20 protein-coding genes, 1 tRNA gene and 2 rRNA genes (1 of these 23 only partly in view) are annotated in these 25,746 nt (G+C 63.2%); 6 read left to right on the forward strand and 17 right to left on the reverse strand.

Annotation, left to right across the window (positions count from 1 at the left end; all coding sequences use genetic code 11):
• Nucleotides 1–6 precede the first annotated feature (6 nt).
• The 10 genes from B5J99_RS05380 to B5J99_RS05425 form a co-directional block, all read right to left on the reverse strand.
• Nucleotides 7–771, reverse strand: a complete 765-nt coding sequence (locus B5J99_RS05380) for an SDR family NAD(P)-dependent oxidoreductase (protein ID WP_162892463.1) — start codon at nt 769–771, stop codon at nt 7–9.
• A complete protein-coding gene (locus B5J99_RS05385) occupies nt 764–1,720 on the reverse strand; it encodes an alpha/beta fold hydrolase (RefSeq protein ID WP_117351787.1) in 957 nt (318 codons plus the stop codon). Before B5J99_RS05385 ends, B5J99_RS05380 begins: the two co-directional genes overlap by 8 nt.
• Nucleotides 1,717–2,697, reverse strand: a complete 981-nt coding sequence (locus B5J99_RS05390) for a VOC family protein (RefSeq protein ID WP_117351788.1) — start codon at nt 2,695–2,697, stop codon at nt 1,717–1,719. The genes B5J99_RS05385 and B5J99_RS05390 overlap by 4 nt, the downstream gene beginning before the upstream one ends.
• Nucleotides 2,694–4,064, reverse strand: coding sequence for an MFS transporter (locus tag B5J99_RS05395; RefSeq protein WP_162892464.1), 1,371 nt, complete (start codon nt 4,062–4,064; stop codon nt 2,694–2,696). The genes B5J99_RS05390 and B5J99_RS05395 overlap by 4 nt, the downstream gene beginning before the upstream one ends.
• A gap of 52 nt (nt 4,065–4,116) precedes the next feature.
• Nucleotides 4,117–4,995 (reverse strand): SDR family NAD(P)-dependent oxidoreductase, encoded by an 879-nt coding sequence (locus tag B5J99_RS05400; protein WP_117351790.1) that lies wholly within the window; start codon nt 4,993–4,995, stop codon nt 4,117–4,119.
• A complete protein-coding gene (locus B5J99_RS05405; RefSeq protein WP_117351791.1) occupies nt 4,890–6,188 on the reverse strand; it encodes an alpha/beta hydrolase family protein in 1,299 nt (432 codons plus the stop codon). The genes B5J99_RS05400 and B5J99_RS05405 overlap by 106 nt, the downstream gene beginning before the upstream one ends.
• A gap of 58 nt (nt 6,189–6,246) precedes the next feature.
• Nucleotides 6,247–8,595 carry a TonB-dependent receptor gene (locus B5J99_RS05410; RefSeq protein WP_117351792.1) on the reverse strand — a complete coding sequence of 783 codons (2,349 nt, stop codon included), beginning with the start codon at nt 8,593–8,595 and terminating at the stop codon, nt 6,247–6,249.
• A gap of 247 nt (nt 8,596–8,842) precedes the next feature.
• Entirely contained in the window at nt 8,843–10,012 is a 1,170-nt protein-coding gene (gene galK / locus B5J99_RS05415; RefSeq protein ID WP_117351793.1) for a galactokinase, read from the reverse strand.
• A complete protein-coding gene (locus B5J99_RS05420; RefSeq protein WP_117351794.1) occupies nt 10,009–11,055 on the reverse strand; it encodes a UDP-glucose--hexose-1-phosphate uridylyltransferase in 1,047 nt (348 codons plus the stop codon). The genes galK and B5J99_RS05420 overlap by 4 nt, the downstream gene beginning before the upstream one ends.
• A complete protein-coding gene (locus B5J99_RS05425; protein ID WP_245991755.1) occupies nt 11,048–12,553 on the reverse strand; it encodes a sodium:solute symporter family transporter in 1,506 nt (501 codons plus the stop codon). The genes B5J99_RS05420 and B5J99_RS05425 overlap by 8 nt, the downstream gene beginning before the upstream one ends.
• A 107-nt stretch (nt 12,554–12,660) precedes the next feature.
• Between B5J99_RS05425 and B5J99_RS05430 the strand changes: the two genes are divergently transcribed.
• Nucleotides 12,661–14,772: an alpha-galactosidase gene (locus B5J99_RS05430; protein ID WP_117351796.1), complete on the forward strand. Its 2,112-nt coding sequence runs from the start codon at nt 12,661–12,663 to the stop codon at nt 14,770–14,772.
• Nucleotides 14,773–14,795: 23 nt separating this feature from the next.
• Nucleotides 14,796–15,563 carry a hypothetical protein gene (locus B5J99_RS05435; protein WP_245991756.1) on the forward strand — a complete coding sequence of 256 codons (768 nt, stop codon included), beginning with the start codon at nt 14,796–14,798 and terminating at the stop codon, nt 15,561–15,563.
• Here the strand turns inward: B5J99_RS05435 and B5J99_RS05440 are convergent.
• The 3 genes from B5J99_RS05440 to B5J99_RS19495 form a co-directional block, all read right to left on the reverse strand.
• The gene (locus B5J99_RS05440) at nt 15,493–16,125 is read right to left on the reverse strand and encodes a Crp/Fnr family transcriptional regulator (RefSeq protein ID WP_117351797.1); all 633 of its coding nucleotides are present in this window, start codon (nt 16,123–16,125) and stop codon (nt 15,493–15,495) included. The two genes, B5J99_RS05435 and B5J99_RS05440, sit on opposite strands and share 71 nt — an antisense overlap.
• A 184-nt stretch (nt 16,126–16,309) precedes the next feature.
• On the reverse strand, nt 16,310–17,161 hold the full coding sequence (locus B5J99_RS05445) for a glucose 1-dehydrogenase (protein WP_117351798.1): 852 nt from the start codon (nt 17,159–17,161) through the stop codon (nt 16,310–16,312).
• Between the two features lie 126 nt (nt 17,162–17,287).
• Nucleotides 17,288–17,455 carry a hypothetical protein gene (locus B5J99_RS19495; RefSeq protein ID WP_156318030.1) on the reverse strand — a complete coding sequence of 56 codons (168 nt, stop codon included), beginning with the start codon at nt 17,453–17,455 and terminating at the stop codon, nt 17,288–17,290.
• 238 nt (nt 17,456–17,693) lie between these two features.
• On the opposite strand from B5J99_RS19495, the gene glf reads away from it, so the two are divergent.
• Nucleotides 17,694–20,045 carry a UDP-galactopyranose mutase gene (gene glf, locus B5J99_RS05450; protein WP_245991757.1) on the forward strand — a complete coding sequence of 784 codons (2,352 nt, stop codon included), beginning with the start codon at nt 17,694–17,696 and terminating at the stop codon, nt 20,043–20,045.
• 29 nt (nt 20,046–20,074) lie between these two features.
• Nucleotides 20,075–21,469 (forward strand): glycoside hydrolase 5 family protein, encoded by a 1,395-nt coding sequence (locus B5J99_RS05455; protein WP_117351799.1) that lies wholly within the window; start codon nt 20,075–20,077, stop codon nt 21,467–21,469.
• A 39-nt stretch (nt 21,470–21,508) separates the two neighbouring features.
• Here B5J99_RS05455 and B5J99_RS05460 read toward each other — a convergent pair whose 3' ends face one another.
• On the reverse strand, nt 21,509–21,919 hold the full coding sequence (locus tag B5J99_RS05460) for a response regulator (protein ID WP_117351800.1): 411 nt from the start codon (nt 21,917–21,919) through the stop codon (nt 21,509–21,511).
• Between the two features lie 116 nt (nt 21,920–22,035).
• Here B5J99_RS05460 and B5J99_RS05465 point away from each other — a divergent pair, with 116 nt between their 5' ends.
• Together B5J99_RS05465 and B5J99_RS05470 are read left to right on the forward strand one after the other, a co-directional pair.
• Complete coding sequence (locus B5J99_RS05465; RefSeq protein WP_117351801.1) at nt 22,036–22,794, forward strand: Crp/Fnr family transcriptional regulator; 759 nt, start codon at nt 22,036–22,038, stop codon at nt 22,792–22,794.
• Complete coding sequence (locus B5J99_RS05470) at nt 22,784–23,794, forward strand: HWE histidine kinase domain-containing protein (RefSeq protein ID WP_162892467.1); 1,011 nt, start codon at nt 22,784–22,786, stop codon at nt 23,792–23,794. Before B5J99_RS05465 ends, B5J99_RS05470 begins: the two co-directional genes overlap by 11 nt.
• Nucleotides 23,795–24,038: 244 nt before the next feature.
• On the opposite strand, the gene B5J99_RS05475 is transcribed toward B5J99_RS05470, so the two are convergent.
• The 3 genes from B5J99_RS05475 to B5J99_RS05485 form a co-directional block, all read right to left on the reverse strand.
• A tRNA-Met gene (locus B5J99_RS05475) sits at nt 24,039–24,115 on the reverse strand.
• 120 nt (nt 24,116–24,235) lie between these two features.
• Nucleotides 24,236–24,350, reverse strand: a 5S ribosomal RNA gene (gene rrf, locus B5J99_RS05480).
• A gap of 125 nt (nt 24,351–24,475) precedes the next feature.
• Nucleotides 24,476–25,746 (reverse strand): 23S ribosomal RNA (locus tag B5J99_RS05485); it runs 1,521 nt beyond the window's last position.

Genomic DNA, 25,746 nt, shown 5'->3' on the forward strand with positions numbered 1-25,746 from the left:
TGTCAGTTACTTCGCCAGGCTTCCGCCATCGACCGGCACCAGCGCGCCGGTCATGAAGCGGGCGGAGTCACTGACCAGAAAGGCCAAAACGTCGGCCATTTCCTCTGGTGTTCCATAGCGTCCCAGCGGCGTCCCATGCGCCAGCTGCGGCCGGACGGCCTCAGGGTTTTCGGGCGAAAGCTTCCTTTCGAGCTGGAACATCATTTCGGTACCGGTTGGGCTGGGACAAATGGCGAGGACCCTGACGCCATGCGGGGCCATGGTCACTGCTGCCGACTTGGTCATGCCGTTCACGGCCGCTTTGCTGGTGTTATACCCGAAGATATTGCCGCCTCCGCCAAAACCGGACACCGACGAGGTGTTGACGATAACGCCGCGGCCGCGGCTCTGCATATGGCCACCGACGTGCTTCAGGCCCAGGAACACGCCCTTTACATTGACTGCCATGATGTGGTCAAAATCGTCCTCGCTATAGTCCACAGCGCTGGCAACCGGGCCGGAGATGCCAGCATTGTTGAACAGGATGTCGATACCTTCGCCAAGGCCGCAGGCGGTATCAACGGCGCGCAGCCAGTCGCCGCTTTGGACCACATCGCCCGCAAATGGAGTGACATCGCCTGCTTCGGCTGCATCTGTAAAATCGGCATCGGCCCGGTCGAACGCCAGAACGCGCACGCCATCGGCGCATAGCCTGCGCACCGCCGCCAGCCCGATACCTCGAGCTGCGCCAGTGACAATGGCCACGCGGCCGCGGAGCGAGGAATCAGCCATGATATTGGTCCTTGTCGAGTGAAGCGGCGCTGCTTGCGGAAATGAAATCGCGGATGAGGTCGGCGCAGAGAGCCGGTACATCGCGATGCGGCACATGCCCGGCCTCGGGCAGCCGGATGACGCGGGCCTGCGGGCAGGCGTTTGCGATCATATCAGGCATGGTCGGCACGAAGACAGTATCGCGCTCGCCCCAGATGATCAGCACCGGGCAAGCGATCGACAAGGCAGGTGGGGCAGCATCCGCATCAATAGCTGGAAGGCCGCCGACCGGGGGGATTTCGAACGGAGCAGCCCGATACCATGCCCGCATCGCAGACCAGGCCCCAGCCTGCGTCCAGGCGTCGCGATAGACCTCGAGATCGGCAGATGTGAGAAGTCCCCGCCGGGTCGCGTCGCCCAGAAATCGCTCGATCAGCGTAACTGCCTGTGCCTCGCAAAAAATGCTGTCCGCAGCCTCGGAGCGCAGCATGGTGATGTATTGCGAAGCCGCGCGCTGCTGCGCGTCGTGCAGGATCATGTGCTGAAAGACGCGGGCAGGGGGAGCGTTCAGCGCGATCAGCCCGGCGATCCTTTCCGGAAAGCGGTCTGCCATCTCGAATGCAAGCACACCGCCCCAGTCATGGCCGCACAGGTGCACCCGATCGATGTCCAGCGCGTCGATCAGACCCAGCAGATCGCGCACGAGAGTGTCGATGGCATAATCCTGCACTGCGCCGGGCCGGCTGCTGCCTCGGTAGCCGCGCTGATCCGGCGCCAGCTGACGGATATCTGGGCCAAGCCGCTCAGCCAGCGGTCGCCAGCTGGCCGCATGGTCAGGAAAGCCGTGCAGCATCAGGAGCGGCGTGCCTTCTCCCCGTTCAAGATAGTCGAGCTCTATCCCGTTCGTTGCGATGCGGTGCTGCACCGGTAAGGTATTCGAGCCGTTGTTCAGGGCGAAATCCTGCGTCACTGCCGGCGCGCTCCTGCTGCCAGCTGCTCGCGCCAGGCGGATCTGGCGATATCGACGGCCAATCCCTGTTGTTCCTGCATCATTGCCCCGACCGTCACAGACGCGCCGTGGGCAGGTTGCAACAGTTCAAAGACATTCCCGTCCGGGTCACGACCAAAGAGGACGGTTGCCGATCCCACATCCTGCGGCGGACCATGCAGCTCTATGCCCTGGGTCAACAGGCGCTGGTAATCGGCGTCCAGATCATCGCTCTCGAAGCAGACATGGTTCCAACCCGGCGCGTTCAGGGCGCGACGCGCAGCAGGAATGGTCTGCGGCTGATGGTACTGCCAGAATTCCAATTCGGCATTGGAAAGGCGAAGCCACCCGCCGTCGAAGCGGACATCGGCAATCCCGGCAACACGGTCGAATTTCGGGTCTGGGCCGAAAGCTCCCTGGCGGGTCACATCCTGGCCCGTCAGCATCGCGTAGAAAGCCAGCAGCCGGGGCATGTCGGGCGAGACGATCGCGGTGTGCGCGAACCAGGGCCTGTCAGCCGCTGCGGGTGCCCAGGGCACGCCCTCGAGCTCGATGATATTGCCTTCCGGATCGCGGATATAGACATAGCTGTTGCCGGTACCGAGGCCCGACGGGCGGGCATGTGACGCAGCGCCTGCCGCCAGGAAATGGTCGTACATCGCATCCGACAGGTCTTGTTGCAGGCAGATATGGCGTATACCGGCAGAATAGACCTGGCGTTCGGACTCTGCCTGGTGCTTGGGGACGGCATATTCGAACAGTTCGATCGCGCCCAGCGTGCCTCGCAGAAAGGCGACGCGCGCACGCGCGTCATCCAGCTCCAGCATCTCCCGGTTCTCCGGTGTGTCGGCAAGGTCAAAGCGCGACACTACGGAAAAGGCCTGCTGGCTGGTATAAAAGGCGATGGCGGCTTCAAGATCGGTGACGACAAGGCCGGTATGATGAACGCCGATAATCATGGCATGGGCTCCGCTTGCAGGGACTCACTCGCCCGTGCGTCGATCTGCGCCCGGATGACCTTGTGGGTCTCGGCGGTCAGTGAATACCGCCATGCCAGCATTGCTGCGATCAGCACCAGCGCACAGGGCACAAGGCTATAGCTGATCGACAGCGCGAGCAGAGGCTCGGCGCGGCTCTCGCCTGCCGACTGATAGCCGACGGTCCCCAGGATCAGCAAAGGCAGGCCTGCACCCAGGGCATATCCCATCTTCTGCACCATCGCCATCGCGGCAAAGAACAGGCCCTGCTGGCGGTCGAGCGTTTCGGCCGTGTCGATATCCGCCGTGTCCGCCACCATCGCATGTGGCAGCATCAGAACCGCACCATAGCAGCTGCCTTTGAGGATGAAGAGCGCCGTGAACAGCATGACACCGCCCTTGGGGACCAGGAACATGCAGGCATTGGTCAATGCGACAATGACAAGCGCCAGTGTCAGCGCCCGGTGCTTTTCAATCCGTTTGGCCAGCCAGACCCATCCCGGCATCACCAACAGTGCAGCGGCGAAATACAGGAAATAGACGACACCGATATTGGTGACGCCGACGACGTCGCGTGCGAAGAAAACGGTGATCGTCTGCCTGAACACCTCGCCAATCGTGGCGATCAGCACCAGCAGCGTGATATTGAGAAATGCCCGGTTGCGTCCCAGCATCCGTAATGCGCCGCCGAGGTGGAACGGCGCTTTGTGGCTAGGCGCGGCAGGTTCGGGAACGAGCAGGAATGCAAGTGTGGCGCAAATCGGGAGCAGAGCGATGATCACGATGCTCAGGGCTGCCATCACGTCCGCACTTGTCGCCCCGGGCCGCGACAGGACATAAGCGGGAATCAGCGTCGATGTGATCAGGCCGACAATGCTGAACCCTTGCGATACCGAGCTGATGCGTGTGCGCACATGATAGTCGGACGAAAGTTCGGCAGACCAGGCCTGATAAGGCAGCAGAATGAGCGTATAGCCCAGATACACCAGCGAGACCGCCAGCGCGAAATAGACGATGCCGGCATCTGGGGTGGGGACAAAGAGCATCCGCACGCCAGCTGTCATCGCGACAGTCCCGAAGATCAGCCACACCCGGCGACGCCCGATACGTGGCCGCCATCTGTCAGAAAGGATTCCGATAATGGGGTCGGTAATGAAGTCGGACAGGCGGGCGAGGATCAGCGCGATACCGATCAGCTGCAGACTGAGTTGCAACTGCCCCGAATAGAGCGGAGCGAGATAGATCGCGATCGGCAGCCCGATCATGCCAAGTGGCAGTTGAACCGACCCAAAGGCGAGGATCCGCCAGAAGGCAATGGGGGCTTCGGTGGTTGATGTAACTGCCGTCACGCGCAGGGCCCTCCTGCGACATGGGCACTGCGGCCAGGGCGCGGGGCCAGCGTCACAACGGAAAGATCGTGTGGCCACCGTCGAGCACAAGCGACTGGCCGGTCATGAAATTGCTCTGCTGTGAGGCGAGGTACACGGCAATGCCCTCCATGTCCTGCAATTGCCCGATGGTTCCCGAAGCAGCGCGCCTGCGGCATCCGTCCTGGAATGCCTTGGGGGTGTTGAGTGACATTTCCGTCTCGATAAACCCTGGCAGAATGGCATTGACCTGAATGCCGCTGCGGCCAAGTTCGATCGCCAGCGAGCGCACCAGGCCCGTGACAGATGCCTTAGTCATGCAATAGCCGGCAGAATTGGGCAGGCCCAGCAACGCCGCGACCGACGACGTCACGATCAGCTTGCCGCCAGAACCGGCTGCTTTCCAGTGACGGATCGCCAGCTGAAAGGTATCTATCACGCTCATCACATTGAGTTCGTGCGTCTGCAGCCAATCGTCGCGATCCAGATTTGTAAAGGCCCCGCGCACGCCCGATCCGCCAGCATTGGCGAAGCAGCTGTCGATCCGGCCGAAAGCTGCCAGCGTTTCAGCAAAGGCGGCGGCCGATGAAACGGGGTCCATGACATCCGCAACAAAGCTGCGCGCGGTGCCGCCCAGCGCTTCGAGTTCGGCAATGGCGGCAGCGTTCTTGTCCGCATTCCGCCCCCAGATGGCGACGGATGCACCGCATTTTACCAGGCCCTTTGCCATGGCGAGCCCCAAGCCACCATTGCCGCCCGTAACGAGGGCGACATGCCCCTGAAGATCGAAGAGATTGTGCATTTCGGTCACTCGCCTGCTGATTTGTGATGCATTTCGAGCCCCCTGGCCCATCTGCGCTGAAAGCCGCGCCAATAGTCGGGCTGCTCGTCGCCAGCGACTGCGCCGCCCCATTGCTGTCCGAAGCTACTTGGCCAGCGCCCGGCACCGGCTAGCGGCACAGGCACGTCAAGATACCGCCGCATGGCTTGGTCCTGCTTCAGGTGCAGGTCGAAGAAAGCGCTGATGAAGTGAACATTGATCGCCTCGATCCGCTCCTTGCGCCACACCGGATCGGTTAGAAACTCAATGGCCGGGAAATCCGCCCCTTCGGGCAATTGCACAGGATTGCCCGCGATGTTGTGCGCCGCTTCACGATAGACCAGCAGGTAACGGTCAGAACCGCTTGCCGTGCCGAGCAGGCGCTTCACGCCGTTTTCGAAGTCCACCACGTCGTCCTGGTCGCCGTCGATCAGCAACATGGGGGTTTTCAGTGCGGCAAGATCCTGATCGCGCCATACCATGGCGTCGGGTTGCGCCCCCCAGGGAGCCAGGGCGACAACCGCATCGATTTGTCCGGCCATGGCCGGATCAGGCCTGGGCAATGCAGCCAATGCTTCCCGCGGAAACTGGCGATAGGCCGGCGCGTCCGGATCAAGCGGCACGCCTGCGGTAGTGATCGCCCCATAGCCTCCCATAGAGTAGCCCAGCACGCCGATGGCCTGCGGATCGACTACGCCGGCCACGGTGGAATTCGTCACCGATCCGTCCAGGATCGCCCTGAGAACTGCTTGCTGGTCCCTGGAACGGTTCACCAGAACGCTGCCAAACGAGGTCGCAAAAGAAGCAACATCGCTGAACGGTAGATCGCGGTGATCGATCGAGGCAACCACATAGCCGCGAGACGCCAAGGTCTCGCCCAGCCGGCTCATATGTTCGGCCCATCCGCCATAGCCATGTGACATGATGATCAAGGGAAAGCGTTGCCCGGTAAGCGCCTGCGCTGGTGCCAAGGCCATGCCCTGCTCAGAAAGCTCCAACACCTGCTGGCCAGGCACGGCACGTTTGTGACGATAATGCTGGCGGACTGCATCGCCTTCAGGTCGGGCCGGGAACCAAAGCCGAAGGCCAATCCTTCGATCGCCCAGATCCAGTTCCTCAACGACCGTCCCGACCTGATGCTGCCCGCGGCCCGCCAGTTCGGGCATTTCCGTTGACGGCCGGTGTGCGTGCTTAGGTGTGCCAGGGTCAGCCGCACGGACATCAGTTGCGATGAGCAGCGCGAAGGCGGTTACGGCAAGCTCAAGCATCTTACCTTGAACAGCCATGGTCACGGCACAAATCCTGCCATGAGCCGCAATCTGCCATTGCTCGCTTCGCCTCTCATCAGCGGAAGCCTACCCGCAACGCCAGCCCGAAGGTGCGCGGATCGAGCAGGAACGCGCTGCGGAAGCTACCGACAAGGTTTGAGTTCACTTCAAGGAAAGTGATGCTGTCGTCGTTCGCCAGGTTCTTGACGAACGCCGTGAGGCTCCAGTCCTTGTCGCTGTTCGCCACTACCAGGGATGCGTCCAGTTGCGACCAGTTGCCAACGCGATCGGCGGGCAGGTTGAATTCTCGCGAATGGAAACCCGATTGCGAATAGAAGTCCACGCGCGGCCGCACGGTCCATCCGTCCCCTGCCTCGAACGTGTATTCTGCTGCCAGTTTCAGTGTCCGGCGCGGCGCATTTGGCAGCTGGTTTCCGCGCAGCTGGAAGCGCGCATTACCCCGAGCTGGGTCGGCCGAAAGGAAATCGCTGCGGATTTCGGCGTCGAGCAGGCCCAGGCTTGCCTCCAGGCGCAATGGCTCCACCGGGCTGTAGACAAGTTCCGCCTCGAACCCACGGACCCTGGACTTGGGAATGTTGGTGTTGGCGACAGCCGTGCCGACCAGGTTGCCGACAATCAGGTTGGAATAGTCATAGTTGAATGCCGCAAGGTTCAATCGGCCCTTGCCCCCCAGGAAGGTGTTCTTCACCCCCAGTTCCAACGCGTCGATTTCTTCGGATTCGAAAAGAGGAATCGTGTTGTTGCCGGGGTTAAACCCTCCCGACTTGAACCCTCGCGAGAAGGACAGATAGACGTTGGTGTCCTCGGTGAAGGATATCTTCGGGGCCCAGTTCAGGATAGCGCGGCCTGTGACCTTGTCGAAATCGGCTTCCCCAATGAAATAGGGGTTGAGCGCGAAGGTGCCCGAAGCCGTTTCAGCTCGTTTATTGTCATGGGTATAGCGCAGGCCCCCGGTGAGCTTCAGCGTGTCGGTGATATCGACATAGACCTCGCCGAACACGGCATAGGATTTGACCTGCCCCAGACGAGTATCGAATTTCGACACCGCGCCGAGCAATCCGTTGGCCGGCGTCCATGTGTCGACAAAGCCGGTGCCGCGCGCATTCATGTAGAAGCCGCCGAGGATGAAATTGAACGGACCGTCAAAACTCGATGCGACCCGAAGCTCCTGGCTGAACTGCTTCTGGGTGCCGCCCCCGGTCTGCGACGTGCGATAGTCGGTCGTGGTAACAGGCCTGCCCGACAGCAAATAGGTCAGGACGCCATTACCATTGCCCGCATTGGGCACGACCCTTGTGCCAAAGGTGCCGGTATTGAACGCATTGGGGCGGAAGCCCTGGTCGAAATCTCGCTCGCTGGAGTTGTCGCCATCGCGAAGACCGGTCAGCGATGTCAGGGTTATCGCCCCCAGTTCCTGCGTGATCTCAAGCGTTCCCAGAAAGTCTTCAGCCTTCTGGAACGGCCGGACATCGATCACGACATCGCGCAGGTTTGCAGGGTTTGGAGCGAATGTGCCAGGACGCACGACACCGGGCAGCAGGAAGCTGTCGATCGGGAAGTTGGTCGTCGGGAATGCCGTACCCGCCGAATTGGGCGAGCATCCGAACTGTGCGTCGGGCGTGCAAAGCGATTTCGCCGCGTTCTGTCGGTCGGAATCCTCTTTGAAATACGTCAGCGTCAGGTCGATGGTTGTCGAACTGGACGGTTCGATCCGCGTGCTCGACCGAAGCGTGAACTGGTTGCGGCCGTCGATGTTGGTGTTGTCGAGCAAGTTGCGGGTATAGCCATCGCGGTTGATATAATTGGCGGCGAAGCGCTGGTAGATGCCTTCGGCGATGGGCAGGTTGATTGCGGCATTGGCTCGGATCCCGCGCGGGCTTTCGCCCTGCACCTCAACATAGCCTTCGAAGCTGTCGGTCGGGCGGCGGGTGATGAAATTGATCGCGCCGCCGGTGGTGTTGCGGCCGAACAGCGTGCCTTGCGGCCCGCGCAGCACCTCGATACGCTCCATGTCGAAGAATTCGCCGAAGCTGCTGCCAGACTGCAGGAACACACCATTGACCAGAACACCAATATTGGTGTCGCCGGTACCGCCGAACGACTGCGAACCGACCCCACGGATGGTAATGTTGCGGTTGGCCGAGAGCGTGACGTTGGGAGCGTTGAACTGCAGGTCCTTGCTGTCCTCGATCCGCGCTGCCTGAAGCGCCTCTGCATTCAATGCGGTGATCGCGATCGGCACTTCCTGGACGTTTTCCGCTTTGCGCTGCGCAGTGACGACAATGGTGTCGCGATCCTGCGCGACATCGGCCTCCTGCTCTTGTGCCGCCACCGGGGTTGCCGCCGCTAGCCATGCCAGCGTCAGCACCGATGCACCCCATGCCGTGTTCAAGCTCTTTGTCATGCCATCCTCCCTTTGTTTTGACGATATGTGCAATACAAATGGACCAATGGTCAATAGATTATCTCGAACGGGCCAACACTAGCTAATTTTGGCCGATTTCCCGGGTAGTGGTGGCCACTAATTCAACGGTTCGACAACACGACTCGGCTGGTGCTTAAGATCAGCAGACGGTGCGGCGGTGACGCGCGTGCGCATCTGAATTGCAAGGGCCATATGGGAAGGCCGGTGCCACGGCTGCTGCCGGGTGTTAGCCTTGAAGCAGGCGGGCTCCGGCCGAGGGAATGCCCAGGCAATGGGCTTGGGCAGGCCGGCCTGTACCCAGCCAATGATCCGCCAGTGCGCGATCGACCGCGGGCAACCGGCCTGCGGCGACCACCGCCACGACACAGCCGCCAAAGCCGCCACCGGTCATTCTGGCGCCGCCGTCCTCGCCGATCGCGGCATTCAGGCTGTCGACCAGCGCATCCACCGCCGGCACGCTGACCTCGAAATCGTCCCGCAGCGATGCATGCGACGCGCGCATTGCTTGCCCAAGCTCCGCCAGATCGCCGCGCGCCATCGCCTCGGCCGCGCTCCGCGTGCGCGCATTTTCGGTGACGACATGCCGCGCGCGGCGGAAAACGGCGGCATCACAGCCGGCCTCGCCTGCCTCGAGCATCGCCAGGTCCAGGTCGCGCAACGACCCGACGCCGAAATACTCCGCCGCCTGCCGGCACTGGGCGCGGCGCTCGTTATAGGCGCTGTCGACAAGCCCGCGCGCCACGCCCGAAGGAACGATGACGATTACGGCATCGGCGGCAAAGGCAACCGGCTTTGCGCTCAGGCTGCGGCAGTCGAGCAGAAGCGCGCTGTCCTGCTCGCCAAAGGCCGACGCTATCTGGTCGAGCAGGCCGCAAGCGCAGCCGACATAATGATGCTCGGACCATTGCGCGACCCGCGCCAGCACGTGCTTGTCGGGCGCCTGCGCACCCGCCACAGCCGTCAGCGCAAGGCCCAGCGCAACCCCCAGCGAGGCGGACGAGGACAGGCCGTTGCCCTGCGGCACATCGCCCGAAAAGGCGAGCTTTGCCCCGCGCACGGGCAGGCCGAATGCGGGCAATCCGGCAGCGATGCCGCGGACGTGATTTCGCCACTCGCCCTGGGCCGCAGTTTCGATCGGCGCATCGATACGGACGTCATCTTCCGCCATGTCCAGGTCCGCGGCTCGCGCGATGATGCGCGGCTCCTCCAGCGGGCTTGCGGCAACCACGGTGCCGAACTGCAGCGCGCAAGGCAGGGCAAAGCCGTCGTTGTAATCGGTATGATCGCCGATCAGATTGACCCGGCCGGGGGCGAAAGCGAGGATCGCGGGATCATGGCCATAGGCGCGGCGAAACGCGGCGATCGTGCGTTCGACGAGCGGGATTGTGTCGCTCATGCCGGGGTCGCCTTGCGGTAATGGACCGGGCTGACGGCGCACAGCTGCTCGGCAGCCTGTTCGGCGGTCAGGTCCCGCTGCGCCTCGGCGAGCATTTCATAGCCGACCATGAACTTGCGAACGCTGGCAGACCGCAGCAGCGGCGGATAGAAATGCGCGTGCAGCTGCCAGTGCGCCTGATCGCCCGCGCCATAGGGCGCGCCGTGCCAGCCCATCGAATAGGGGAACGAGCAGCCGAACAGGTTGTCGTAGCGCGCGGTCAGTTCGCTGAGCAGCGCGCCCAGGCTGTCGCGGTCGGATGCCTCCAGCTGCTCCATCCGCTGGACGGCAAAGCGCGGCAGCACCAGCGTTTCGAACGGCCAGACCGCCCAGAAAGGCACGATCGCCATCCAGCGCGCGTTTTCGACCACCACGCGTGACCCGCCAGCTTCGCGCGCCGCGATATCGCCGAGCAGCGTCCGCCCGGTCCTCTCGAAATAGGCCCGCTGGCGCGCATCCTCTCTCGCCGGTTCATCGGGCAGATGCGCGCTCGCCCAGATCTGTCCGTGCGGGTGCGGGTTGGAGCAGCCCATGGCCGCGCCCTTGTTCTCGAAGATTTGGACCCAGGCATAACGCTGCCCAAGCTCGGCGGATTGATCCGCCCAGGTATCGATCACCGCGCGCAGTTCCGCAGCGGGCAGCTCGGGCAGCGTCAGCGCGTGGTTGGGGGAGAAGCACATCACGCGGCACTCTCCCGAGACCGGCTCGGCCACCAGCAACGCGTCCGGGTCGGGATCTGCTGCGGCCAAGGCCTTGGCGGCGGGCATCAGCGCGGCGAAATCATTCTCGAACACCCAGGGTCCGGAGTAATCGGGATTGGTTTCTCCATTGGCGCGGGTGTTGCCGGGGCAAAGAAAGCAGGCCGGATCATGCGCAGGCAGCACCGCAATGTCGGGCGCCTCGATCTGGCCCTGCCACGGGCGCTGGGTGCGGTGCGGCGAGACCAGCACCCATTGGCCGTTCAACGGATTGAACCTGCGGTGCACGGCTGCAGCATCACCCATGGCGTCTTGCTCCCGGTCCGACATAACGCGCGACATTGCCGAAAATCACGCGGTTCGATGTCAGCGCCACGATCACCGACGCCACCAGCACCACGAGCATCACATCGATATAGTGCAGCCCGCCCCAGCCGATATGCTGGTAGAAGGTCTCGCCGGGATAGAGCATGTCGGGCTTGTACAGCACGAAGGTGTGCAGCGCGTAGCTTGCAACCCCGAACACCAGTCCGATGATCGCCGCGCGCGCATCGACATTGGCGAACAGCAGCCCGGCGATGAACGCGGACAGCACCGGCATCGACGACAGGCCGTTCAATTCCTGCAACAGGTTGATGATGCTCTTGGCGTTTTCGAATGCGGGGACCAGCAGGATCGAAGTGACGGTCAGGACCGCGGAGGTCCAGGCGGCCAGCTTCCAGTGGCTCTTGACCGACCGGATGAACTTGTCGTGGAAGTCGATGGCATAAAGCGCGACCGAGCTGTTGAGGATCGCGCTGGTGTGCGCGATCACGGCTGCAGCCATCAGCGCGGCGAACGCGCCCGACATCCATGGCGGCAGCACATGCGCCACCACCCGGCCATAGCTCGCATCGCCCATCGGCCCGAACAGCTTGTATCCCACCACCCCGGGCACGACGACGATCACCGGAATGATCAGGATCCGCACCACGGCTGCGGCCATCACGCCCTTTTGCGCTTCGCGGATGGTCGGCGCGGTCATCGCCTTCTGCGTGATGTTCTGGTTGGTCGACCAGTAGAAGATCTGGATGAACAGCATGCCAGTGAACAGGGTGTGGAACGGAATGGGCGAGTCCGTATCGCCAACCATCGAGATGCGCTCGGCCGGAACGCCGCTGACCAGATCGAAATCGACCGCGTTCAAGGCCAGGATGACCACCAGCATCGCGACGGCGAGCACGCCGATGCCGGAAAAGGTGTCCATCACCGCCACGGCCTTGAGACCCCCGGTAATGGTGTAGATGGCCGCGATGATAGCCATCGGCGCTGCGAACCACAGCAGCGGCCAGTCCACACCGAACATGGATTTGAGGAAAAGGCTGCCCGAATAGAGCGCTGCTGGAAGGTAGATCAGAATGTTGCCCAGCAGGAAGATCGCCGAGATCACGGTGCGGATGCTGCCGCCCTCATAGCGGCGCTCCAGCAACTCGGTCACGGTGGTGCACCCCTGGCGATAATAGATCGGCACGAAGATGAACGCGAGGATCATCAGCCCGACAAAGCCCGAAATCTCCCACCAGGCGAGCAGCAGCATCTGGTTGCCGTTCATGCCGACAAGCTGTTCGGTCGACAGGTTGGTGAGCGTGATCGAACCTGCCACATACAGCCAGGTGAGGCCGCCGCCGGCGAGGAAGACCTCCTTGCCCGATCCGTCGTGCGAGCCGCCAATGCTGCGGACCTTCCACCAGGTCGCCAGCCCGATCAGCGCGGTGATCGCAGTGAACACCGCCACCTGGCTTCCCTGCACCATGACCTCCGGCAACAGCCCTCTCCTACCCTTTTCTTGCTCATGCCGGTATGACAGGTCTAGATCAAGCAAGGCCTTGCGCCACCTATTGACTATTATTCCATTAAGGGCAACCTTCCCTGATGTCCAGCCTTCCCCCGTTTGCGCGCCTTGATGGCGATGATGTTTCCTTGGTGCTTGATCTGCGCGCCGGTGCTGCAGAACCGGTCTATTTCGGGCCGACCCTGCCCATGGCCGAGGATCTTGCGAGCCTGTGCGATGTCCTGCGGCGCGGGCGGCATGCCTCGCAGCCCGACCGCCCCGCGCCGCGTTCGCTGCTGCCCTTTGCGGGCGAGGGACATCTTTGCGCGCCGTCCATCGTCATCCATCAGCACGGACGCCCGCTGACGCCGCGGATGCCGCTGGTCGCGATCACGCAGCGCGGTGCCGGGCTGTGCCTCGAGCACCGCGATGACGCCCTGGGCTTGAGTGTCCAGATCGAGCTTTCGATCGTTCACGGCGGGCTGGTCGAGTTCGGCACGCAGCTGCGCAACCAGGGCACGCACCCGCTCGGGCTGATCAGCCTCGCATCGCTGACGCTGCCATTGCCCAGCTGGGCCAGCCATATGGTGCGCTATGCAGGCCGCTGGTCCGGCGAGATGCAGCAGCAGCGGCTGGCCCTGCACCAGGGGGCGATCACCAGCGCGTCCTATGGCGGGCGACCCGGTTTCGGCGGCGGCAACTGGGTGCGGATCGAAGGCGACAACGTTAGCGAAGTTCACGGCGACGCGCTCAGCGCGCATCTCGCGTGGAGCGGAGATCATGTGTTGTCCGTCGAGCACAATGCCGACGGCGATGCGACGCTGACCATGGCGGCGCGGCTCGATGCGAGTGAAATCATGCTGGCGCCTGGCGATACGTTCTGCGCCCCGCGCGCGCTAGTTGCGGTCAGCGCGCAGGGCATCGCCAGCTTGCGCCATGCCTTTCACGCGCATGTGCTGGGCGCGGTGGTGCCGGAGGCGGCGGCATCAACCCCGCGCAAGGTCCATCTGAACAGCTGGGAAGCGCTCGCCTTCGACCAGAGCTTCGAAAAGCTCTGCGCGCTGGCGGAGCGCGCGGCGGCTCTGGGGGTAGAGCGGTTCGTGCTCGACGATGGCTGGTTTGCCGGACGCCGCGACGACACCACCAGCCTGGGTGACTGGGTAGCCGATCCCGGGATCTTTCCCGGTGGCCTTGATCCGCTGATCGATCATGTCGGCGGGGCTGGCATGGACTTCGGCCTGTGGGTCGAGCCCGAGATGGTCAGCCCCGACAGCGCCTTGTACCGCGCGCATCCCGACTGGTGCCTGTATCTGCCTGATCACCCGCGGCTGACCCAGCGCAACCAGCTGGTGCTCGACCTGACCCGGCCCGAAGTCTCCGAACATCTGTTCGCCAGTCTCGACCGGCTGCTGGCCGATCATGACATCGCCTATCTCAAATGGGACCATAACCGCGATCTCTTCCCGCTTGCGGGCAAGGGCCATGCGCAGGTGACCGCGCTCTATGCGCTGCTCGACCGGCTGCGCGCCGCGCATCCGCAGGTCGAGATCGAGACCTGCGCGAGCGGAGGCGGACGGGTCGATCTGGAGATTCTCGAGCGGTGCAGCCGCTTCTGGGCCAGCGACAACAACGATCCCATCGAGCGGCTGCAGGTCAACGCCGGCTGGTTCGATTTCCTGCCGATGCGCATCGCGGGCAACCACGTTGGGCCCAGCCCCAACCCGATCACCGGCCGGCAGGTGGCGATGGATTTTCGCGCCAAGGTCGCGATGTTCGGCCATATGGGCGTCGAGGCGGACCCGGGCGCGATGTCGACCCAGGACCGCCAATGCCTCGCCGCGCACATCGCGCTCTACAAGCACTGGCGCGATGTCCTGCATTCCGGGCGCCTGTGGCGGCTCACGCCTGCCGCTGCGGGTGTCCATGCGCTGCTGGCGATGCACAAAGGCCGGGGGATCGCGCTGATCGCCCAGACGCGCCAGGCCGCCACTTATGATGTGCCCCACATCCGCTTTGCCGGACTGGACGATGAGGCGCATTACCGCGTCGCGCTGTTGCCGCCATATTGCGAAAAGGCCAGGGCGCAGCTGTCGCACGCCCGCCCTTATGCTGAGGGCGTTGTCCTGTCAGGCCGCGCGCTGCGTCTGGCGGGCATCAGCCTGCCGCTGCAATATCCCGAAACGGCGTGGCTGGTGTCGGTGGAGCTCGCATGAAACCCTTGCCGCATGAACAGCCCTTGTCCTCATCGCTTGCAGCATGGCTGACAGTGGCGCTGGCGGGGGCCGTCGCCCCTGCGCTGGCGATGCTGTTGCTGGCAGACGCGCCCGCGCCGACCCCGCTGGCGATGGTTGCAGGACCGATCCTGGCGGTGGGGCTGATGGGAGCCGGGATGATCGCTGCGGCGGCGGCCGGGCGGCTGTGGATCGGCATCGGTCTCGCGCTGGTGGCTGGCGCGGGGCTGATCGGGCTGGCGCGAGCGCTGGGCATGCCGCCCTTGCCGCACCCGATGTCGCTGGCGCTGGCCGTCATCGTCGCGGTGTTCAGTTTCGCCGCGCGCGGCGCGCTGTTTGCCCGCTCGGCAGCCGACAAGGGCTGGTGGATCGCCGTGTTCGTGGTCGGCGGCGAGGCAGCGATGCTGGCAACCGCCTTGGCCATGCCGGGCGCGCTGCCCAAATGGCTGCTGGTGCTGCTGCCCGCGCAATGGGCCAGCGTCGCGGTCCAGACCGCACTCACAGGCTCCGGCACCCGTGTAGCCGCCGCGACGCTGATTGCCTTAGCGGGCACCGGCGCGGTCACCTTGCTGGTGGCCAGGCTGTGGCCGCGCCGCTGGCCCTATCTGCTGATGTTCTCGGCATGGCTCGGCCTGTCCGCGCTGGTCTGGCACTGGCCCGGCCCGCCACTGCCACGTGCCGAAATCGGAGCCCGGCGCGCGGTTACAGCAACGGCTGATAATGGACCTGCTCTGCCAGCCTGTCGGGGTCCGTCAGGGTCAGCCTGCTGTTGACCAGGCTGATCGCATTGTCGGCGCGCATAAGCTGCAGGGTGCGGTTGACATGGACCGAGGAGATTCCGACGAGGTCGGCAAGCAGCTCCTGCGTCAACGGCATGCGATAGGCGTTGCGCGACCCCATGCCCCGGATGTCCAGCCGCTCTCCGAGTTCGAGGAACAGGTGCGCCATCCGCTCATAAGCGTTGAGACAGCCGAGCCGGAAAATGCTGTTTTCGAGCTGCTGCTCGAACAACGCGCACTCGCTCTGCGCGACCTCGCTGTCGGCGGTGGTGGTGAATTCGACAAACGAGGCCCGCGTCACCGACATCACCGAATGATAGAAGCTGGGCTGGCTGTTGCGCCACACGCCGATGATCTCCCCCGGCAGATACAGGTTGGTCAGCTGCCTGCGCCCGTCGAGCGTGATGCGATAGCCCGCGCACCAGCCTTCCAGCAGCAACCGCGGTCGCAAAAGCGTGTCACCCTGCTGGATGAAATCGCACCGCGGGTGAACGGATGTCTGGCAGTGGCGGTTATGCGCGGGCAGGTGGGCAGGCGCGTGAACGGATATGGACATAGACTCGACTTTCGCTAACGATCCCTCCTGTTACAAACTTTCACCTTGTTCATCCGGCTTCGTTATACTGGTTTAGGTCCAGCGCCTGCGTGCGACGAACCGAGAGAGAAAGCCCCGCAGGCCGTCCATTCCTGCTGCCGCCTGAGGCAGCGATCATGCTGCTCTCGCCAGGCCCCCGAAGCGTTCAGCTTCCCACCACCACTCCGCCATTGGGGTGCAGCACCTGTCCGCTCATGTAGCTGGAATCCTCGCAGGCCAGGAACAGGAAGCACGGGGCAACCTCGTTGGGCTGGCCTGGGCGGCCCATCGGAGTGGATTCGCCGAAATGCTCGAGTTTCTCCTCACTCGCGCCGCCACAAGGGTTGAGCGGGGTCCAGATCGGGCCCGGCGCGACGCCGTTGACGCGGATGCCCTTGTCGGCCAGATTCTGGCTGAGGCTGCGGGTGAACGCGGTGATCGCGCCCTTGGTGGATGAATAGTCGAGCAGATCGTCCGCGCCCTTGTACATCGTAACCGAGGTGCAGTTGATGATTGCCGCCCCCGCCCGGAGATGCGGCATCGCCTCCTGCACCATGTAGAACATGCCATAGACATTGGTCTGGAAGGTCCGCTTGAGCTGCTGGTCGGAGACGTCTGTCACATTCTCGTCGGGGTGCTGCTCGCCTGCGTTGTTGACCAGGATGTCGAGCTTCCCAAAGCTGCTGATCGCCAGATCGACGATCCGGGCAGCCTGCGCGCGATCGCCGATATCGCCCGCAATGGTCACTGCCCTCGCACCTTCCGCCTCGACCATGCGCGCGGTGTCCTGCGCGTCTTCATCCTCTTCCAGATGCGAGATGACGATATCGGCGCCTTCGCGCGCGAACAGCACTGCGACCGCGCGGCCAATGCCGCTATCGCCGCCGGTGACGATCGCCACCTTGCCCTTGAGCCGCCTCGATCCGGGATAACGCGGCTGCCATTCGGGCTTGGGGTCCAGCCTGGCCTCGAGGCCGGGCAGCTGCGCTTCGTCCAGTTTTGCGATGGTGTCGGTCATGGGTCGGTCCTTGTGTTGGGCAACGGACGCATCGTGCGCGGCGGGCGGCATCGTGGGCCTCCCCCCGATGCCGCCCCCTCGCTCGATTTTACTCTCGATGCCTGCGCCGGGTTGCGCGCTGCGGGATCAGGCGCGCGGATAAGCCGTCGGAGCGATCACGTCGTGATCCCTGCGACGCGCACGCGGTATGGTGTTGGTGCGGGGGGCTGGCAGCGCCAGGCTGAGCAGCACACCGACCAGCGGCGCGCCCATGATCCACAGCGGCAAGAGCGCCATTCCGAAAATCGAGGTCATTTGCTGTACTCCTTGCAGGGGCCGGAGCGGATGATCCGCACCGTGCCGCTGCAAGGCTGAGCCGTGCGCCGAGCCCCACCCATAACATGGGTCAATCCTGCAGGAATTTAAAAGCCGGCGGTTGCCTCACCTATGTAAGACCGCAGCCCCCGACCACGCGCTAGACGCCGGATCCTTCCCCATCTGTGCGCCCTGGGTTTCCCCGATCCAGGCCGCACGTCCGTTCCGGAGTCCCCCGATGCACCGCCCGTTCCAGCACAGCAACACCCCTGTTCCCTCGACCCGCCCGGTAATCGTCTGCTTCTCGCATCTGCGCTGGGATCTGGTGTTCCAGCGGCCGCAGCACATCATGACGCGGCTCTCGCAGGGCTTCGACATCGTCTATTGGGAGGAGCCCCGCGTCGATGCCGATTGCCTCGCGCCGACGCTCGAGCGGACCCGGCCGCACGAGGGCGTGACCCGGCTGATTCCGGTCATCCCGCAATCGCTCGACGCGCAGCAGACCACCGAGGCGCTGGCCGTTCTGCTGCGGATGGAGATGACCCGCCACGCCGCCCCGCACATATTCTGGTACTACACCCCGATGATGCTGGCGTTCGGCGAACAGGTGCACAGCGATCTGCTGGTCTATGACTGCATGGACGAGCTCGCCAACTTCGCCTTCGCGCCCGATGGCATCGCCGAACGCGAGGCGCTGCTGCTCGAGCGGGCGGATATCGCGCTGTGCGGAGGACGCAGCCTGTACGAGGCACGGCGCGAGCGTCGTCCTGACCTGATGTGCCTGCCTTCGGGCGTGGACATCCAGCATTTCGCAGCCGACCCTGCAGTTACCGCCGATCCCGACGACCAGGCCCTGCTGGCGCGGCCGCGGCTGGGCTTTTACGGTGTCATCGACGAACGCATGGATCTTGGCCTGCTGGCCGAAATGGCGCGGATGCGCCCGGCCTGGTCGTTCGTGATGATCGGCCCGGTGCTCAAGATCTCGCAGGACGACCTGCCCCGCGCAGCCAATATCCACTGGCTGGGCGGACGCGATTATGCCGATCTGCCGGCCTATGCCATCCATTGGGACATCGCGCTGATGCCCTTTGCGCTCAACGCCTCGACCCGCTTCATCAGCCCGACCAAGACGCCCGAATACATGGCGTGCGGGCTACCGGTGGTATCCACCCCGATCCGCGACGTGGTCGACACTTTTGGAAGGCTGGGCAGCGTCCGCATTGCCGGGACCGCGAGCGAATCGGTCGGGGCGTGCGAAACTCTGCTCGGCGCGCCCGGCCACGTCCGCGCCCAGTGGCGCGAGGAGGCGCAGGCCTGCCTTGCCGACAAGAGCTGGGACGGCATCGCCGCGCGCATCGCGGCCAGCATCACCGACGCCCTTGCCGCCCGGCAGGGGGCGCAGCGGTCCACTGCGGATCTGGCCGCGACACGGCTTCCCGGGCGCAGGCATTACGACGTGCTGGTGGTCGGCGCAGGCTTTGCCGGCGCGGTGATGGCCGAGCGGATGGCCAGGGGCTCGGGCAAGACCGTGCTGGTGATCGACAAGCGCGACCATATCGCGGGCAACGCCTATGACCATCATGACGACGCCGGAATATTGGTGCACAGATACGGGCCGCATATCTTCCACACCAACAGCGGAGACATCCTCGATTATCTCACGCGCTTTACCGGATGGATTCCCTATGAACACCGCGTGCTGGCAGCGGTCGACGACCAGCTGGTTCCCATGCCGATCAACCGGACGACGCTCAACATGCTCTATGGCCTGAACCTGCAGGATGACGAGGCTGCGGCCGAGTATCTGCGCTCGGTCGCGGTCGATGTCGGCGATATTCGAAATTCGCGCGATACCGTGGTCTCGCAGGTGGGCGAGGATCTGTATGCCAGGTTCTTCGAGGGCTATACCCGCAAGCAATGGGGCGTGGACCCGAGCCAACTCGACAAGTCCGTCGCCGCGCGGGTGCCTGCGCGGACCAGCTGCGACGACCGCTATTTCACCGATCGCTACCAGTGCATGCCGGACAAGGGCTATACCGCCATGTTCAGCGCCATGCTCGATCACCCCTCTATCGAGGTGATGACGGGGCAAGGATATGCAGATCTGCCGATGGAGCTGAGCTGGGATCATGTCGTGTGGACCGGGCCGATCGACGAATATTTCCATCACCGGCTGGGCAGGCTTCCCTATCGTTCGCTGCGCTTCGAGCACGAGACGCTCGATTGCGCACAGGCACAGCCGGTCGCGGTGGTCAATTATCCCGATTACGACACGCCCTATACCCGGATCACCGAGTATAAGCACCTCACCGGGCAGCAGGCGGCCAGGACCAGCATCACCCGCGAATATCCCGCCGACGAGGGAGATCCTTATTACCCTATCCCCAATCCCGCAGCGCAGGACATGTACCGACAGTATTCCAGGCTAGCCGGCGATTGCGAGAACGTGACCTTCGTCGGTCGGCTCGCCACCTATCGCTATTACAACATGGACCAGATCGTGGGCCAGGCGCTGGCCACCTGGCGCAGGCTCGATGCGCGCTGGCGGCTCGATGCGCTGGCCGGGCTGGGCGTGGTAGCGGCCGAATGAGATTCGGGACCGCTGCTGGCCATGCCCATATGAAAAGTCTGGCGGTGCCTTCTCCGGTGCAGGACTGGATAGGCTGCGCCCAACGTGCGCCCTATTTCGAGACCGAGGGAGGACGAAGCTGGACCCCGGTGGGCTATAACGAGGCGATCACCTGGCCCAACCTTGCCTTGCTCTACCGCCGCCGCGACCCGGCGGTGGTGGAGCGGCATTTTGCAAGGTTGCGCGATTCGGGCGTGACCTGCCTGCGGCTGATGCTCGACTACAACCAGGTGCGCCACCGCCATTTCGAAAGCCGTTGCGGCCAGTTTGCGCCCGCGATGGTGCAGCTGTGGGATGACCTGATCGCGCTGGGGGAGCTGTACGGCATCCGCTATCTGCTCACCCCGTTCGATACCTTCTTCATGGCGCGGCGATGGCGCACGCATCCCTATTCGCGCACGAATGGTGGGCCCTGCGGCACAATCGGGCAGATGTTCACCTGCCCAGACACGCGCATGGCGATCAAGAACCGCCTGGCCTTCGCGACCCGCCGCTGGGGACACAGCGGCGCGATCTTCGGCTGGGATCTGTGGAACGAGATCGACACCAATTATGCCGGGGGCGACATAGCTAGCTGCCATGCGTTCATCAGCGACATCTCGGCAGCGCTGCGCGCCGAGGAGATGGCCGCGCACGGCCGCTGCCATCTGCAGACCGTGTCGGTGTTCGGCCCCGCGCTCAAGGCCCGGCCACAGCTTGCCGAGATCGTCTTTCGCCACCCGGCGCTCGATTTTGCCAGTGTGCATCTTTACGAGAAGGGCACGATCGACGATCCGCGCGACACCCTGAGCCCGGCCAGGGCCACCGCGCGGCTGATGACCGAGGCGCTGCAGCACTGTCCTGCCGACCGCCCCCTGCTCGACACCGAGCATGGCCCGATCCACGCCTTCAAGGACCGCCACATCACGTTGCCGGACGCGTTCGACACGCGCTATTTCCGGCGTATGCAATGGGCGCATCTGGCAAGCGGCGGTGCGGGCGGCGGCATGCGCTGGCCCAACCGCCACCCGCATGTGCTGACCCAGGGGATGTACGACTCTCAAAAGGTGCTGGGCGATTTCCTGCACCTGGTCGACTGGCCGCGCTTTCGCCGCGAACCGCTCGGTGCCCGGCTGACGGTACATGATTTCAAGGGGCTGGCCACGGGCTGCGGCGACGGCACCCAGGCGGTGGTCAGCCTGATGCCCGATCAGCACGCCTGCGGCACCGCGATAACGCTGGACATCGCGGCGCTGCAGCCTGGAATCTACCGCGTCACCAGGTTCAATCCGATCAGCGGAGAATGCGAATCGAGCCAGCACCAGACCAGCTCCAACGGCGATCTGGCGGTGCTGGTCGGCTCAGCCGCGCAGGATGTGGTGCTCGCGGTCGCCCGGACTGGCTGATCCCGGCTGATCCCGGCAGGCATCGGCGTTGCCCAGCGATCAGCGCACCATACCTTCGCGTGGATGGTCACGCGCGATCGTCAGCCGAGAAATCAGATCGACCATCCGGGCAAAGCCATGCTGCGATATCGGTTTTTCGAAGCGCTGGACGTTTTGGAAACTGCCATCGATCACCTCTTCGCCATAACCGGTGCAGAACAGGAACGGGACGTCGTCGGCGCGCAGCCGCGCGGCGAGCGGAAACACCGTCGTGCCGCGCAGGTTTATGTCGAGCACAACGAAGTCGACCCTTCCGCACGATTCGTACAGCGCCATCGCGCCATCGAGCGTTGCGGCAGGCCCGATAACCTCAGCGCCTGCGCTGTGCAGCCGACGCAGGAAGTCGTCGGCGATCAGAAAATCGTCTTCCACCAGAAGAACGCGGCATCCGTGCAAGGACTGGCTCATCATGCACCACCTGAACTATCGAACGAACACAGGGGAGCACATGAAGGCGTTGCCCCATGGGCAACATACTCGCGATATGTGCGTAGGTTCCAGCGTACCGCAATATCGGAGCCAATGCGTTGACACCGCACATAACCCACAAGCTGCGCGGGTTCGAGGAGCTGCAGGACCCCGCCGAGCACTGGCTGGCAGAGCTTGCCGGTCGCAATCTGCGCGAAGTCCCCGCCAGGGTGGATCTTCTCCGCCAGGGCGATTGCACCGGGCCGATGCACATCCTGATCCAGGGCTGGGCGATCCGCTACAAGACGCTGGAGGACGGGCGCAGGCAGATTCTTTCGATGCTGATTCCCGGCGACCTGTTCGACATCAACGGCTTCATGGCCAGTTCTATGGACCACAGCATCGCCGCTTTGACCGGGGTGACGCTGGCCAGGCTCGACAACGACTTTCTCGATATCGCTCGCCGCGAGCATTCCAGCCTGGAAAAGGCGCTGTGGTGCGACATCCACGTCACCGCCGCGATCCAGCGCGAATGGTCGACATCGCTGGGCCAGCGCACCGCGCGCGAACGCATGGCGCATCTCATGTGCGAGCTGTATCTCCGCCAGCATCAGGCGAAGCTCACCCAAGGCAGGTGCTGCGCCTTCCCACTCACCCAGATCGAGCTTGCCGAGGCGCTGGGAATGACGCCGGTGTACGTCAACCGTACGCTGCAGGACCTGCGCCGCGAGGGCCTGGTCCAGCTCGAGCACCGGACGCTGACGATCTTCGATCTGCCGCAGCTCAAGCGCGTCGCGCTGTTCGATAGCGGCTATCTCAAGATCTGTGACGATGATGGCGGATCGGCGCCCGAAAAGGAGAATGACTATGCCCTCTAGCTGGTCAGGCCCGCTGCAAACCCTTCATCAGGTCATCGACACATTGCCGCTGCTGGTCTGGCGCGCCAGCCGTGACGGGAGCTGGATATGGGCCGGACCGCAATGGCAGGACTTCACCGGGCAGGGGCAAGACGATTATCTCGGCGAGGGCTGGCTGGAGGCTGTCCATCCCGATGACAGGCAGACCGCTCGGACCGCGTGGCGGACGGCATCGGATCATCACAGCTTCGAGGTCGAGTTTCGGGTGCTCAACAGCCGCGAGCAGCGTTATTACTGGCACAAGACCCGCGCAGCGCCAGTACTGGGCGAGAATGGCATGATCCTGGAGTGGCTGGGCACCTCGACCGATGTCGATGATATCCGGCGGCTGCGCGACCAGGAGCGCAGCCTGCTCGCCGAACTGCAGCACCGTGTGCGCAACATGCTGGGTGTTGTGCGTGCGCTGGCCCGGCGGACCGCGGACCATTGCGCGACGACCGAGGAATTCCTGCTCAAGTTCGAGGGGCGGATCAACGCCTTTGCGCGCACCCAGTCGCTCTCGACACATTCGCCCACCGGCCTGGTGAACCTGCGCGAAATCGTGTTCGACGAACTGCTGCTCCACCATCTGCAGGATGAAAGCCAGGTCAGCGTGGATGGACCGGACGTGATGCTGGGGATCAAGGGTTCGAACCTGCTCGGCCTCGCGGTGCACGAGCTGGCGAGCCATCTGGTGGCGCACGGGCGGATCGACGACGCGCCTTTCGCGCTTGCGATCAGCTGGGCGATCGAGCCGGACGCGGCGCCGGGGTCCGCCGAACCGCTGCTGCGCCTCACCTGGACGGTGCAAGCCCAGGGCCTTGGCGATCCCGATGTCGCACTCGACAGCCTGGCACAGGACGTGCTGCATTCGGCGCTACGTTACGAACTTGACGCCCGGACCCACGTCGAACCACAGCCCTCGGGTCTGGTGTTCGAGGTCAAGGTTCCGCTGGCCCGCGTGCAGGAACGCGACAGCTGAGATTTGCCTGAGGACCACCACCCTGGCACTGGCATTGCCAGAATTGTTATTGGAGATTGAGGTGATAGCGGTGTGTGGTGAGGATTGAGTGAGACGCGTGGCGGCCCCGGAAGCAGGGTGCTTTCGGGGCTGGTGTTTGTTGTTTGTGTGGGTTTTGTGTGGGGTGCGAGGTTTGGAGATGGGCCCCGGATCAGGTCCGGGGCAGCGAATTGCTAAACTCGCTGTGCTCATTAAGCAATTCTGCTGGTTGCGGGAGCAGGATTTGAACCTGCGACCTTCAGGTTATGAGCCTGACGAGCTACCGGGCTGCTCCATCCCGCGCCACCAACTGAGCCCTTTTGGGGGCTGAGCCCTAGAGGGCCGAAAACCGCCCGCGGCATATTGCCGGGGGCGGTTGTTCGACGATCATGAATGGGTTTTTCCATATGCACCGGCTTCAATGCCTGGCGACGCCCTACTCTTCCAACGCTTAAGCGGTAGTACCATCGGCGCAGTCAGGTTTCACGGCCGAGTTCGAGATGGGATCGGGTGGGGCACTGACGCTATGGCCACCAAGCAATGAAGCAGGTGCATATGGTTTTTAATCGATGCGGTTATACATTCAGATTTTGAAGACGATTATTCTTGGCGAATATCCGGCTTAATCATCCTTACACCAATGTTGTCATTGATGGTGGAACTCTCAAGCGCGAACAGAGTGATTAGGACCGGTTAGCTCCATGCATTACTGCACTTCCACACCCGGCCTATCAACGTGGTGGTCTTCCACGACTCGATGATAACTTATCTTGAGGGAGGCTTCCCGCTTAGATGCTTTCAGCGGTTATCCCGTCCATACATAGCTACCCTGCTGCACTCCTGGCGGAATGACAGGTACACCAGAGGTATGTTCAACCCGGTCCTCTCGTACTAGGGTCAACTCCTCTCAATTATCGACGCCCACGGCAGATAGGGACCAAACTGTCTCGCGACGTTCTGAACCCAGCTCACGTACCACTTTAATTGGCGAACAGCCAAACCCTTGGGACCTGCTCCAGCCCCAGGATGTGATGAGCCGACATCGAGGTGCCAAACGATTCCGTCGATATGAGCTCTTGGGAATCATCAGCCTGTTATCCCCGGCGTACCTTTTATCCGTTGAGCGATGGCCCTTCCACGAGGGACCACCGGATCACTATGACCGACTTTCGTCTCTGCTCGACTCGTCAGTCTCGCAGTCAGGCGAGCTTATGCCATTGCACTCTAACAGACGGTTTCCAACCGTCCTGAGCTCACCATCGCGCGCCTCCGTTACTCTTTAGGAGGCGACCGCCCCAGTCAAACTACCCGCCACAGAGGGTCCCTGCACCGGATAACGGTGCGAGGTTAGACATCAGAAAACAACAGGGTGGTATTTCACCTATGGCTCCACGACAGCTGGCGCCGTCGCTTCAAAGCCTCCCACCTATGCTACACAGTTCTTTCCTAATGCCACTCTGAAGCTGCAGTAAAGGTGCACGGGGTCTTTCCGTCTAACCGCGGGTACTCCGCATCTTCACGGAGAATTCAATTTCGCTGAGCATGTACTGGAGACAGTGGGGAAGTCGTTACGCCATTCGTGCAGGTCGGAACTTACCCGACAAGGAATTTCGCTACCTTAGGACCGTTATAGTTACGGCCGCCGTTTACTGGGGCTTCAATTCAGAGCTTGCACTCCTCCTCTTAACCTTCCAGCACCGGGCAGGCGTCAGGCCCTATACGTCGTCTTGAAGCCGACTTAGCAGAGCCCTGTGTTTTTGCTAAACAGTCGCTACCCCCTGGCTTGTGCCCCCTACACACGGTTGCCCGCATGTAGGGCCTCCTTCTCCCGAAGTTACGGAGGTAATTTGCCGAGTTCCTTCAGTACACTTCTCTCAAGCGCCTTGGTATACTCTACCATCCCACCTGTGTCGGTTTAGGGTACGGTCTATACG

The sequence above is a fragment of the Blastomonas fulva genome, assembly GCF_003431825.1.
GTDB lineage: Bacteria > Pseudomonadota > Alphaproteobacteria > Sphingomonadales > Sphingomonadaceae > Blastomonas > Blastomonas fulva.

Coding starts and splice junctions, on each gene's coding strand:
- B5J99_RS05380 (WP_162892463.1), bottom strand. CDS start 771: ATGGCTGATTCCTCGCTCCGCGGCCGCGTGGCCATTGTCACTGGCGCA.
- B5J99_RS05390 (WP_117351788.1), bottom strand. CDS start 2,697: ATGATTATCGGCGTTCATCATACCGGCCTTGTCGTCACCGATCTTGAA.
- B5J99_RS05400 (WP_117351790.1), bottom strand. CDS start 4,995: ATGGGGCGGCGCAGTCGCTGGCGACGAGCAGCCCGACTATTGGCGCGG.
- B5J99_RS05405 (WP_117351791.1), bottom strand. CDS start 6,188: ATGGCTGTTCAAGGTAAGATGCTTGAGCTTGCCGTAACCGCCTTCGCG.
- B5J99_RS05410 (WP_117351792.1), bottom strand. CDS start 8,595: ATGACAAAGAGCTTGAACACGGCATGGGGTGCATCGGTGCTGACGCTG.
- galK (WP_117351793.1), bottom strand. CDS start 10,012: ATGAGCGACACAATCCCGCTCGTCGAACGCACGATCGCCGCGTTTCGC.
- B5J99_RS05420 (WP_117351794.1), bottom strand. CDS start 11,055: ATGGGTGATGCTGCAGCCGTGCACCGCAGGTTCAATCCGTTGAACGGC.
- B5J99_RS05430 (WP_117351796.1), top strand. CDS start 12,661: ATGTCCAGCCTTCCCCCGTTTGCGCGCCTTGATGGCGATGATGTTTCC.
- B5J99_RS05440 (WP_117351797.1), bottom strand. CDS start 16,125: ATGTCCATATCCGTTCACGCGCCTGCCCACCTGCCCGCGCATAACCGC.
- B5J99_RS05445 (WP_117351798.1), bottom strand. CDS start 17,161: ATGACCGACACCATCGCAAAACTGGACGAAGCGCAGCTGCCCGGCCTC.
- B5J99_RS19495 (WP_156318030.1), bottom strand. CDS start 17,455: ATGACCTCGATTTTCGGAATGGCGCTCTTGCCGCTGTGGATCATGGGC.
- glf (WP_245991757.1), top strand. CDS start 17,694: ATGCACCGCCCGTTCCAGCACAGCAACACCCCTGTTCCCTCGACCCGC.
- B5J99_RS05455 (WP_117351799.1), top strand. CDS start 20,075: ATGAAAAGTCTGGCGGTGCCTTCTCCGGTGCAGGACTGGATAGGCTGC.
- B5J99_RS05460 (WP_117351800.1), bottom strand. CDS start 21,919: ATGATGAGCCAGTCCTTGCACGGATGCCGCGTTCTTCTGGTGGAAGAC.
- B5J99_RS05470 (WP_162892467.1), top strand. CDS start 22,784: ATGCCCTCTAGCTGGTCAGGCCCGCTGCAAACCCTTCATCAGGTCATC.